Origin of the sequence: Streptococcus sp. 27098_8_148 (assembly GCF_041432105.1) — a bacterium.
Classification (GTDB): Bacteria; Bacillota; Bacilli; order Lactobacillales; family Streptococcaceae; genus Streptococcus; species Streptococcus parasanguinis_AE.
This window is the reverse complement of record NZ_JAPVYY010000022.1, coordinates 1-10,905: the sequence shown is the minus strand read 5'-3', so window position 1 is coordinate 10,905 and position 10,905 is coordinate 1. Positions and strand designations below refer to the sequence as shown.

At 37.9% G+C, this 10,905-nt stretch carries 12 protein-coding genes, 12 tRNA genes and 1 pseudogene; 6 read left to right on the top strand and 19 right to left on the bottom strand.

The window, feature by feature from the left end:
- Positions 1-2 precede the first annotated feature (2 nt).
- The 6 genes from O3646_RS10595 to O3646_RS10570 form a co-directional block, all read right to left on the bottom strand.
- Positions 3-560 carry a DUF6287 domain-containing protein gene (locus O3646_RS10595; RefSeq protein ID WP_070505306.1) on the bottom strand — a complete coding sequence of 186 codons (558 nt, stop codon included), beginning with the start codon at positions 558-560 and terminating at the stop codon, positions 3-5.
- 138 nt (positions 561-698) lie between these two features.
- Entirely contained in the window at positions 699-2,204 is a 1,506-nt protein-coding gene (locus O3646_RS10590; RefSeq protein WP_371610854.1) for a zinc ABC transporter substrate-binding protein AdcA, read from the bottom strand.
- Between the two features lie 2 nt (positions 2,205-2,206).
- Positions 2,207-3,010, bottom strand: a complete 804-nt coding sequence (locus O3646_RS10585; protein WP_003009676.1) for a metal ABC transporter permease — start codon at positions 3,008-3,010, stop codon at positions 2,207-2,209.
- Complete coding sequence (locus O3646_RS10580; RefSeq protein ID WP_049503809.1) at positions 3,003-3,707, bottom strand: metal ABC transporter ATP-binding protein; 705 nt, start codon at positions 3,705-3,707, stop codon at positions 3,003-3,005. The genes O3646_RS10585 and O3646_RS10580 overlap by 8 nt, the downstream gene beginning before the upstream one ends.
- 1 nt (position 3,708) lies before the next feature.
- Positions 3,709-4,146 carry a zinc-dependent MarR family transcriptional regulator gene (locus tag O3646_RS10575; RefSeq protein ID WP_003004547.1) on the bottom strand — a complete coding sequence of 146 codons (438 nt, stop codon included), beginning with the start codon at positions 4,144-4,146 and terminating at the stop codon, positions 3,709-3,711.
- Between the two features lie 310 nt (positions 4,147-4,456).
- Entirely contained in the window at positions 4,457-4,855 is a 399-nt protein-coding gene (locus tag O3646_RS10570) for a hypothetical protein (protein WP_045616577.1), read from the bottom strand.
- Between the two features lie 172 nt (positions 4,856-5,027).
- Here O3646_RS10570 and O3646_RS10565 point away from each other — a divergent pair, with 172 nt between their 5' ends.
- Positions 5,028-5,354 (top strand): multidrug efflux SMR transporter, encoded by a 327-nt coding sequence (locus tag O3646_RS10565; RefSeq protein ID WP_009732038.1) that lies wholly within the window; start codon positions 5,028-5,030, stop codon positions 5,352-5,354.
- Between the two features lie 163 nt (positions 5,355-5,517).
- Here O3646_RS10565 and O3646_RS10560 read toward each other — a convergent pair whose 3' ends face one another.
- Positions 5,518-5,964, bottom strand: coding sequence for a helix-turn-helix transcriptional regulator (locus tag O3646_RS10560; protein ID WP_000287814.1), 447 nt, complete (start codon positions 5,962-5,964; stop codon positions 5,518-5,520).
- A gap of 319 nt (positions 5,965-6,283) precedes the next feature.
- Here O3646_RS10560 and O3646_RS10555 point away from each other — a divergent pair, with 319 nt between their 5' ends.
- The 5 genes and pseudogenes from O3646_RS10555 (at position 6,284) to O3646_RS10535 (ending at position 9,773) form a co-directional block, all read left to right on the top strand.
- Positions 6,284-6,757, top strand: a complete 474-nt coding sequence (locus tag O3646_RS10555; protein ID WP_000182279.1) for a hypothetical protein — start codon at positions 6,284-6,286, stop codon at positions 6,755-6,757.
- Between the two features lie 40 nt (positions 6,758-6,797).
- Positions 6,798-7,994, top strand: coding sequence for a replication initiation factor domain-containing protein (locus O3646_RS10550; RefSeq protein WP_371610853.1), 1,197 nt, complete (start codon positions 6,798-6,800; stop codon positions 7,992-7,994).
- Between the two features lie 2 nt (positions 7,995-7,996).
- The gene (locus O3646_RS10545) at positions 7,997-8,383 is read left to right on the top strand and encodes a hypothetical protein (RefSeq protein WP_001096843.1); all 387 of its coding nucleotides are present in this window, start codon (positions 7,997-7,999) and stop codon (positions 8,381-8,383) included.
- Positions 8,384-8,442: 59 nt separating this feature from the next.
- Positions 8,443-8,637, top strand: a complete 195-nt coding sequence (locus tag O3646_RS10540) for a DUF3173 domain-containing protein (protein WP_000598356.1) — start codon at positions 8,443-8,445, stop codon at positions 8,635-8,637.
- A gap of 3 nt (positions 8,638-8,640) precedes the next feature.
- Positions 8,641-9,773, top strand: a pseudogene (locus O3646_RS10535) (tyrosine-type recombinase/integrase).
- A gap of 86 nt (positions 9,774-9,859) precedes the next feature.
- Here O3646_RS10535 and O3646_RS10530 read toward each other — a convergent pair.
- The 12 genes from O3646_RS10530 to O3646_RS10475 all read right to left on the bottom strand — a co-directional run bounded on the left by O3646_RS10530 (position 9,860) and on the right by O3646_RS10475 (position 10,899).
- Positions 9,860-9,943 (bottom strand) — tRNA-Leu (locus O3646_RS10530).
- Between the two features lie 10 nt (positions 9,944-9,953).
- Positions 9,954-10,025: transfer RNA gene (locus tag O3646_RS10525), tRNA-Gln, on the bottom strand.
- Between the two features lie 19 nt (positions 10,026-10,044).
- A tRNA-His gene (locus O3646_RS10520) sits at positions 10,045-10,117 on the bottom strand.
- Positions 10,118-10,129: 12 nt separating this feature from the next.
- Positions 10,130-10,200: transfer RNA gene (locus tag O3646_RS10515), tRNA-Trp, on the bottom strand.
- 6 nt (positions 10,201-10,206) lie between these two features.
- Positions 10,207-10,287 (bottom strand) — tRNA-Tyr (locus O3646_RS10510).
- 15 nt (positions 10,288-10,302) lie between these two features.
- Positions 10,303-10,375, bottom strand: a tRNA-Phe gene (locus tag O3646_RS10505).
- 3 nt (positions 10,376-10,378) lie between these two features.
- Positions 10,379-10,452, bottom strand: a tRNA-Met gene (locus O3646_RS10500).
- A 9-nt stretch (positions 10,453-10,461) separates the two neighbouring features.
- Positions 10,462-10,551 (bottom strand) — tRNA-Ser (locus O3646_RS10495).
- Positions 10,552-10,558: 7 nt separating this feature from the next.
- Positions 10,559-10,630: transfer RNA gene (locus O3646_RS10490), tRNA-Glu, on the bottom strand.
- 10 nt (positions 10,631-10,640) lie between these two features.
- Positions 10,641-10,714: transfer RNA gene (locus tag O3646_RS10485), tRNA-Ile, on the bottom strand.
- A 36-nt stretch (positions 10,715-10,750) separates the two neighbouring features.
- Positions 10,751-10,821: transfer RNA gene (locus tag O3646_RS10480), tRNA-Gly, on the bottom strand.
- Between the two features lie 5 nt (positions 10,822-10,826).
- Positions 10,827-10,899, bottom strand: a tRNA-Val gene (locus O3646_RS10475).
- Positions 10,900-10,905: the final 6 nt, after the last annotated feature.

The following is a 10,905-nucleotide window of genomic DNA, read 5'->3' as shown; positions in this document are numbered from 1 at the left end:
CATTATTCATCTCCTACATGATAGTAGATCGAGCCTTGTTCCCCAAAACTAGCGATACCAACACCAGACCATAAGCGGTTTTTAGAGGTATCTGATGTATCTTTAAAGACGACTTGTCCTTGATCATCGACCTGATCACCAATGGTCACTCCTGCAGGAATATACTCCAACAAGAAGCCTCCATCACGACCACCATAAATGCCTTCTGATGCTGTTCCATAATCCGTCAAAGAAGCTCCATAGCCCTCTAACTCTTGTGAGACCAACCCTTTGTCGTTAAAGACCAGCTTGTTTCCCTTATCATCTTGCCAGATACCAGCAATACTGCTGTAGTCTCCATTGGCAATCGCTTCAAGATCCATTTTCTTCACTTCTTTTTTCTCTTCTTTTTTTTCTTTCTCCTTCACTTCTGAACTAGAAGCATCCGTCTTTTTGACTTCAGAAGAGGTCGTCGTTTGACTAGAGGAAGCGGTTGATTTTTTGCTCGCTCCCTGTTGCGAACAAGCTACCAACAGGACCACACTGAAAAGACTCACAAGAATTGCACCAACTTTTTTCATTTAAAATTCCCCATACATTTTTTAATTTAAAGCCCTTTCATTGTAACGTATTTTCAAGCATTTGACAAGCTTTGCTCCCCATTTTTAATCAAAAAGAGACCGGGATAATCAGTCCTAGTCTCTCTTTTGATACAGCTCTTAATGTGCCAGCATTTCCTGTGCCACTTCTAAACCAGATAAGTTGGAAGGATAATAAGTTGGCCAATTTTCCAACTCATCATAAAGCGCCTCTTGACTCTTTCCTCCATGGAAAATGTGGAAGTGAGCTGCCTTTACCGGAGTAATTTCATGGTCACTAAATTGAACATATTTGAAGTCTCCCGCATCGCTCTCTTTCGCTTCAAAGAGATAACGAACACCACGATTCCCCTTCTTATAAGTCAAAATATGCTTACCTACGTATTTATAGGTATATTTCTTGGAAGATCCTTTTTGATAAAACTCCATTGAATCCTTATCAATCTTAATCCGATCAATATCTGTTTGGTAACCCTTGGTATAATATTCCTTATACTCAGCAGCAGTCATGGTTGGATTTAATTTTGCCTTATAATCAAAGACCTGATCCAACGTTCCGTCTTGCAAGTATGGATAAACCGATTTCCAATCACCTGCATAATTTGCTAAGCTACGATCCTTGACTTGGTTATCCTCGAAATAGCCTTTTTGAACCGTCTTAGAATCTTCCTCATGTTCCGGTTGAATATCCTTACCAGCTTGGGATGTGGTTTTCTCTAGCGCCTTCAGATTCTCCTTCATGACAGAAACGTAGTCTTCGCCATCTTTCATTTCTTGATCCGTCAGGCTTTCCAAAGGATTTAAGACAGCCAACTCAACACCAGCTTCAGAAGACAAGGTTTTCGCCAAGGACTTAGAAGCATTTTCCTCAAAATAAATCACCTTGATCTCATTTTTCTTGATATACTCTGTCAATTCACGCAATCGTGCAGCAGAAGGCTCACTATCAGGTGAAATCCCTGAAATGGCCACTTGGTTTAAACCATAATCCAAGGCCAAGTAACGGAAAGCCGCGTGTTGGGTCACAAAATTCTTTTGCTTAGCATCTTTCAAGCCATCCTGATAAGCTTGATCCAAAGCCTGTAACTTCTTCAAATAAGTTTGCGCATTTTTCTCAAACGTCTTTTTCTTATCTGGATAAGCTGCGACCAACTGATCGCGAATCGACTCTACCATCTTCATAGCACGATGTGGAGAGAGCCAAAGGTGAGGATCATATTCATGATGGTGTTCTTCGCCCCCTTCGTGTTCATGTTCCTCTTCCAATCCAGGAAGCAAGACCATGCCCTTGGTGGCATCGATCACTTTTGTTTTCTTATCCTTCATTGATTTCAAAAGATTTGGAACCCACGTTTCCATGTTTTCATTCTCATAGACGAAAACATCCGAATCTTGAATCATAGCCCGCCCCTTAGCAGACAATTCATATTCATGGGGCTCTGATCCCGCTCCAATGAGCAGGTCTACCGTTCCTTCATCTCCGACAATATTTTTTGTAAAATCATAAACAGGATAGAAAGTGGTCATCACTTTTAATTTCCCATTTTGACTCTGACTTTTGCCACAAGCTGTCAAAACAAGTGTTAAAGCCACTAACAATAACCAACCAAATTTTTTAACGTTCATATCTACTTCCTCAAACGTGATCCAAGATTCACAAGCAAGAACAAGGCCACAAATAAAAGCGTGATGCTGGCACTCGCTGGTGTATCTGCAATATAAGACAAAATCAACCCACTAAACATCCCGATAAAACCAATGATGACCGCAATCAGCATGACCCCACGGAAGTTCTTCCCTAATTTCAGCGCAATACTAGCCGGTAAGACCATGATGGTTGAAACCAATAACGATCCTGCTGCAGGAATCATTAAAGCAATAGCAACACCCGTTACCACATTAAATAAGATGGACATGGTCCGGACCGGAAGGCCATCTACGAAGGCCGTATCTTCATCAAAGGTCAAAATATACATAGGCCGCAAGAATAAGGCCGTCAGCACTAATACAACGAAAGCAATCACAAACAAGGCGATCACCTGTTCATCCGTAATGGTTAGGGTAGAACCAAACAAATATTGATCCAAGCTCATGGAGCTTTTCCCACCACCACGCATCAGTACCAAAGCTAGGGCAAGACCAGTGGACATTAGAATTGCCGTCCCGATCTCCATAAAGTCCTTAAATAAGGTCCGCAAATACTCTAGAAAAACCGCAGCTATAATGACAATGATCATAGTCGAGAGCGTTGGAGAGATCCCAAGGAAAAGCCCAAAAGCGACACCCGCAAGAGAGACGTGACTCAGCGTATCACTCATCAGACTCTGCCGTCTCAAAATCAAGAAAATCCCTAACACAGGAGAAAAAAGACTCATGGCAACCATAGCCAACAAGGCCCGCTGCATAAAATCATACTGGAATAAATCAAGCATGGTCACCCTCCCCTTCAGTATCATGGACATTAAAACATCTCCAAGGAGAGCTTTGGTCACGAACCAAATGAATATTCCGATCCGCAAACTGGTTAACCTCTTCAGGATCATGTGTAATCATCAAGACAGATTTTTGATGGTGATGCGCACTATGATGCATTAACTCATAAAAATCACTCTTTGTCGTCGCATCCATCCCTGTTGTCGGTTCATCTAAAACAAAGATATCCGGATCTGAAGCAAACATCCGAGCAATGACGGCCCGCTGTTTCTGACCACCAGACAAAGAACCAATCGCCCGATCCTTGAACTCCAGCATCCCAACAGATTCTAAACTCTTTAGAATATGCTTTTCATCGTGCTCATTCAACTTTCGAAACCAGCCTTTACGGGGATACCGACCTGACTTCACAAATTCATAGACCGTACTGGGAAATCCTGCATTAAAACTAGCAATCTGTTGTGGCAAATAAGCAATCCTTAACTTCTTTCCCTTAACATTCGTCTTTGAAATCTCAACATTCCCAACCTTGGGCTGTAAGATGCCAAGGCTAGCCTTAATCAAGGTAGACTTAGCAGCCCCATTCTCACCAGTCAGCGTAACAAACTCTCCACTATCTAAGTAGTAATTGATCCCTTCCAGAACCGGTTCTCGATCATAATAGAACGATAAATTTGAAACCGTAATATACCTCAAACTATAACTCCTCTTCCAATAAATCTAAAAACCGCGAAATAACCCCTTGCTCATTCTTGGTAAACTTCGACAAAACATCCTCATAAGTGTGAAGGGTATGCTGATGGTGGTGCTGATGCTCTAATGCAATCGGCTTACCAATCTCAGTTAAACGGTAATAGAGAACCCGAGCATCATTTTCATCGCGATAAGTCTCCAGCATCCCCTGACTTAATAAGGGCTTCACGGCCTTCGTGATAGCAGCCTGACTGACATTCAATTTCTTAGCTAAGACAGAATTGGTTAGAGCTTCATCAGCAACCAGCATTAAAATATGTTCCTGAGTGTTGGTTAATGAAACACCACTTGTACAAGAACCAACTAAAATCTCATGCTGATTTTCTGATAACAATAAAATAGAATTTAAAAATCGATCGATTTTATTTGCAACTTCAGACAAAATTAACTCCTTCTAATTCACCAAAAGAAACTTTACCGGTTAATTATATCATAAAAAAGAAAAAAATAAAACAAAAAAAGGAGCAAAACTCCTTTATAATCTATACCGGCGGCCGGGGTCGAACCGGCACGTCCTTGCGGACACTGGATTTTGAGTCTAATATTATTAGTTTTAAATCTCAGAAATATTGATTTTATAAGCTTTTTTTCCATAATATTTTTTAAAACTTAGTATCACTTCCAAAGTTTAGATACTTTTTAGTAACTATAAAATGCTAGAAAGTATACTCCTTATTAAAAAGAGTTTTGGACTAGTTTTGTGCAATTTTATTACCCATATCCGTAATAAGAGAGGCTAAATTAATTGTCTTTAATGATTGTAGAAATTGGTTGTGAATATCATTAGACACATAACCAGCTAGCAAAATATGCTCAGCCATGTCATATTGCTTAATCAAGAGAATCTTATCATGTTTTTCATTAAATAAAATCGCACTAATTGCTGTATTAAAGACTGGAAAACGAAAACTCGCACATTGTGAACAATAAGGAATATCTCCCTCATCTTTTAAAAATTTTTTCTCCAAAGGATGCCCACATTCGGGACAACAAGTCATTGTTTTGTCAAATATAGAAACCTCTTTTTTAAAGTTCTTAAAAGTAATTTTACCAGTAAAATCGAGACCACGCAAGACATTGAAATAAATCAAGACTTTTTTTAAAATTTATCTTATGATATACTAAACTTATCAGCTATTGGTTCTGAAAAAGTGTCTGCCACAGTTTTACTACAAATTCTCATGACTTGTGCCAAGATTTATAAAAAACGGATAGCTATAATAGCTCTTAGAGCAAAAACATGACATATAGGAGGTTAAAGACATGTCATACTTTTATCTTTTTATCGCCATTGTAGGAGAGATATTGGGAACTAACCTTTTGAAATTATCAGACGGTTTTACAAAGCCTATTCCAACCGTTTCTGCCCTACTTAGCTATGGCGTTTGTTTCTATTTCTTATCACTAGCAATGCAAAAAATTCCTTTAGGAATAGCTTATGCAACATGGTCAGCTGTCGGTTTAGTTTTGACAGCCTCTATCGCAGTAATGATTTTCAAAGAAACACTAAATGTTTATAGCATTATCGGTTTAATTTTGATTATCATTGGTGTTGTCATGGTTAACTTATTAGGAAATGCAGGACATTAATAAAACCGGCTCTATACTATTTGTAGTGGGTAAATCCCCTATGGATATTATGGAGCCTATTTTGTTGTAGAAAAAAAGTTCCATAAGAACTATAATGAAAAGCTAGAATTCTGTCAATATTTTGGACACATTTTGGGAGGGAATTTTGAAGACTAGCGTCCCCCTAATTTTCCCAATAAGTTTTAACTTCTTCAAAAATCTTATTCAAAAGTTCTGCATCTTTTTCTGACAACTGATTTTTTTCTATAACTCTATCTTTTAGTTCTGTTGCCTTTATTTTATTTCTTGCCACCGAAACTGCTATTGAATGTTTCAAAATATCAAACTCATCCTTTGAAAAGTTTGCAATATTGGTAAGATCTAATTGTTCTAGAGGTAAACTACTGATAATTGAATAAGGTTTTTGTCCCAGCAAATAATCTGTAGTAGTCCCAAAGATATTTGCTAATTTCACAACGAATTCTAATCCTGGTTCTAACGTTCCATTCTCCCACCGAGAATATGTCCCTTGTTGAACTCCAATTAATTCCGATATTTGTACTTGAGTTAACTTTTTTGATTTTCTGAGAGTTTTTAACCTCTCTGAAAATTTATAATCCTCTGTATACATAATTCTCCTATAGATATTCTTATTCGTATATTTTAGCTTGACAAAATATTCTAAACGGTATAAAATAGAATTATTCCATAAGGAATATTTATTTTGAGATTGAATATTCCATTGAGAATATTATAGCATAAAAGGAGGTAAAAGCGTATGTAACTAGTAGTCGATTTAAAAAATTTTAATAAAGGAGGTAGGATTCGACAAAATAAAAAATCTTGAAACAAATGTGCCGTTCGTTCCAAGATCAAAACATATTATGTAACAATTATACCACAGAAAACTCTTCAGTTGCACAAGAAAATTTCGGAGGTTTCACAAAAAGATGACCAATAAAGAGTTAGTCAATCAAATTTCTGGCCTAAACTCTACCTCTACTCTTAAAAATTGGATTCAACTGATTAAAGAGATAAGTGGCAAGGAATTTAAGAAAATTAAAGTTCCTATCAGTAGAAATCCCAGAACTCATCAATTAAGTTATACAGTTGCCTATGATTTTACAGACGAAGACCTTAGACAATTTCAAAAGTTAGCTAAACTAAAACTTGAAATAGGTCTAAAAGAGGCTATACAAGCCGTATTTGGGAGTCTAGCAGACAATGAACATGAATCCCTAAACCAAGTAATAGATGAGCTCTACGATGAACTGAGCGCCTTAAAACAGGAATTTAAGCGAGAAATGCGACTGATAAAAATTGAGAATTCCAACCTAAAAAAGAAAATCCAAGATATTGAAGAGTCGATGCAAACCGGCTTACTAGGGTTTGTTAACAAGAGGTCAAAAAATAGGTTCGGCTAATAGCGAGTTTTCGGCTGAGCCATGAGGCAGAAAGCCGAAAATGAGCGTAGATGCGGACGGACCATTTTTGACCGATAGGGTGTGTAGTAACACCACCCTCTGCAAGTTAGGTGTACCATCGAAAGAATTCAGTATTTCCAAGGGTTTCGGAGATTTTAAGGGTGGCAAAATTAAGCAAAAAGTTGAATCAAAATCTATGGCAAAAAATGAACATTTACGTTCTGTATTTGACTGGATTCAAATTCAGTTTGATAAGACTGAATTTTCGCCAAGAGAAATAATCGAAGACATTCTATTTCTTGACTATGACCTATTTATTGAGAATAAAGGGAGCCTTAAATACTATAACTATGATAGCCAGCTTCATTATGGGAATATCCGTATCTACTATGGAGCGAAAGAGTCGTCCTACATGCTTGTCATGTCAGGACAGGCACTCGAGTTCTATAGAGATATGGTATTAGATCCAAATAGTCTGTCCGAAAGACAGTTTTTGAACAACCTCTACTACAATTACAATCATTTTTCAGTAAGACGAATTGATATTGCAATAGATGATTTTAATGAAACACCCTATTTCACTCCTAATCAGCTTCTAAAGATTTGTCAGAAGAAACGCTTTATATATGGAAAAAGCACCTACTACAATACCTACGGAGATGAAACAATCGGCCAGACCTTATATTTGAGAAAACCCAATGATGACGAAAGACTTAGAATTTACGATAAACGCTTAGAACGAGCTGAGAAGCTCGGTATCAGCAAGCGGTATATAGAAAATTGGATAAGAACTGAGTTAGAACTTAGGAAAGAAAAAGCTCACTACTTCATTCAAGAATGGTTGCATTCAGAAATAGATCTTCTCAACTTTACCAAGGGATATCTCAAAGAAAAAGTGAGGTTCTATAGTGATAGCCATTTCTCAAAACCTTTGAGATCTTGGGAAAAGTTTTTAGGTCACTCAAAACCTGTCTCTATCATTATTTCAAAACCAAAAACAGAACTGGAACAAAAATTAGAATGGTTTACCTATAAAGGTTCAGGAGCTATTCTAAAAGCGTATAAATTTCTATACGACAATAATTTATTGCATGAGTATGAGAAATCTAACTATCTCGCACTCAACAATATGGAATATCCACCAGATTTAGCAAGTGGATTAATAGAAAGGGCAATACTCTTTAAAAGAGAGGATTTGATCCCCACAATCAAAGAAAATATCAAAAGGAGAAATTAACTATGGCAAAAATGCTTTCACAAAATGACTGGAATTTCAATAACATTGGAACAAAATTTGAATTGGATGAAGTCATTCCAAAATTTGAAACGGAAGTCCGAGCAGATGCAAACGGAGAAATTATCAAAAACCGAGATGGTAGCGAAAGACGTTTTAATACCGATAAAATCATTGGTTGGAAATACAATGTAACAATCAAGGATGGACAATTCAAAAAGAAATCAACCCAAGTCTCAGTAGACAATCCAGATGCCTTGGTTGATAATGACTATATCCAAGCAATGGATGAAGTACCAGTTACATTTGACAATTTACAAGCTACTATGATTAGCACGACAATGTATTACAAGGCGGATGCTATCCATTTAGTAGATGTAAAACAAAAATAAGTAAAATACAAGGGGAGTTAATCCTCCCCTTACTTAATCTATTTAGAAAAGGAGATCACATGATTAAAACTGTAACAAAAGATGACCTTATCGAACTTGGATTTGCTCCAGGAACTGCAAGAAAGATTATCCATACCGGCAAATTACTATTAGTGAATCGTGGTTTTAACATCTACGATAACAAACGGATAGGTACAATTCCAGCCAGTGTCGCTGAAGAACTACTAGGAATTGAACTCCAGAAAGAAGCGTAGCTTATGGCTTTACGTAAAAGTAGAGACGGAACTTGGATTGTCGATGTTTCCAATGGTATAAATCCAATATCTCTAAAACAACGTAGAATTGTAAGAAAAGGATTCAAAACTAAAAAAGAAGCATTAGAAGCCGAACAATACCTACGAAGTGTCGAACTTAAAGAAAAAAGTTTCAACTCAAAAATATCAATTGATATCCTTTATGATCTCTTAAAAGAAGAGGATAAAATAAACAACAGAAAACAAAGCTATATAGATACACAAGAAAACAACTATAACAGACATATAAAAAACTATTTTGAAAAAGTTGATGATGTAGCTAAATTAACTTATGAAGATATCTATCAATTCAGAGAACATCTAAGAGATAAAAATGCTCAAAACTCGGAAAAGAAGCTAAGTCCAAATACAATTAATAAAATTATAATTTTACTAAAGAAAATTCTGGATGTTGGATTAAGAAAGGGATTTTACAAGGAAAATCCCGTAGGATTACTGAAAAAATTACCAATAGAAAAAGCAAAATTAAATTTCTGGACAGTAAAAGAATTTAAGCACTTCTTAACACTATTTAACGACGATGAATACAACATAAAATTACTATTCACTGTTCTATTCTTTACTGGCCTAAGACTGGGAGAAGCTCTTGCTCTATCGTGGAAGGATATAGAGTTTTCAACAAATACTATCCATGTAAGTAAATCAGTATACGTCAAAAAAGGTGAAGAACACATTAGTAGCACAAAGACAAAGGCTGGAACTCGAAGAATCATCATGAATACCAAACTAGTAGAGACACTAGAAGAGTGGAAACAAATACAGCATGAAAGATTGAAAGAATTTACAACCAACCTAGATGATCTACAGATATTTCAAAATAGCCCGATTACAATAACTAAAGATTCAATCGAAAAACAATATAAAAAATATTGCAAAGAGATGGTTCTTTAAAAAAGATAAGAATTCATGACTTCAGGCATTCACATGCTTCCCTACTAATAAATCAAGGAGAAGATTATCTTGTCGTAAAAGAAAGATTAGGCCATGCATCTATAACTACAACAATAGATACTTACTCACATTTGTATCCAAGCAAGCAACAAAAATTAGCGGATAAATTAGATGATCTGTTATAAAATTAGTAATTTTAAGTAACTCAGCGTTACAAATTCAACAATCAAATAAAAAAAGACAAGGTCCGAAAACCTTGTCTTTCAATCTATACCGGCGGCCGGGGTCGAACCGGCACGTCCTTGCGGACACTGGATTTTGAGTCCAGCGCGTCTGCCAATTCCGCCACGCCGGCATAAATTTAACTGGGGTAGCTGGATTCGAACCAACGCATGAGGGAGTCAAAGTCCCTTGCCTTACCGCTTGGCTATACCCCAATAATAATATTAATAAATAGGCGAGTGATGGGGATCGAACCCACGCATGCCAGAGCCACAATCTGGTGTGTTAACCACTTCACCACACCCGCCATAATTATTAACACGGGCAGTAGGAATTGAACCCACACTGAAGGTTTTGGAGACCTTAGTTCTACCTTTAAACTATGCCCGTAAAGGATGGAAGGGGAGGGATTCGAACCCCCGAACCCGAAGGAGCGGATTTACAGTCCGCCGCGTTTAGCCTCTTCGCTACCCTTCCTGATTATTGAATTGATGGCGCGAGACGGAATCGAACCGCCGACACATGGAGCTTCAATCCATTGCTCTACCAACTGAGCTACCGAGCCAAATTGCGGGAGCAGGATTTGAACCTACGACCTTCGGGTTATGAGCCCGACGAGCTACCGAGCTGCTCCATCCCGCGTTAATATTAAGGAGGATGTGGGATTCGAACCCACGCACGCTTTTACACGCCTGACGGTTTTCAAGACCGTTCCCTTCAGCCGGACTTGGGTAATCCTCCAAATATATAGTCCGTACGGGATTCGAACCCGTGTTACCGCCGTGAAAAGGCGGTGTCTTAACCCCTTGACCAACGGACCATACTATTAATGGGCACGAGTGGACTCGAACCACCGACCTCACGCTTATCAGGCGTGCGCTCTAACCACCTGAGCTACGCGCCCAAGTTAAAAACTTGGTAAAAATGAACAAAAGTTCAAAGCGGGTGACGAGAATCGAACTCGCGACAACAGCTTGGAAGGCTGTAGTTTTACCACTAAACTACACCCGCTTAAATGGGAGTTAACGGGATCGAACCGCTGACCCTCTGCTTGTAAGGCAGATGCTCTCCCAGCTGAGCTAAACTCCCAAATGA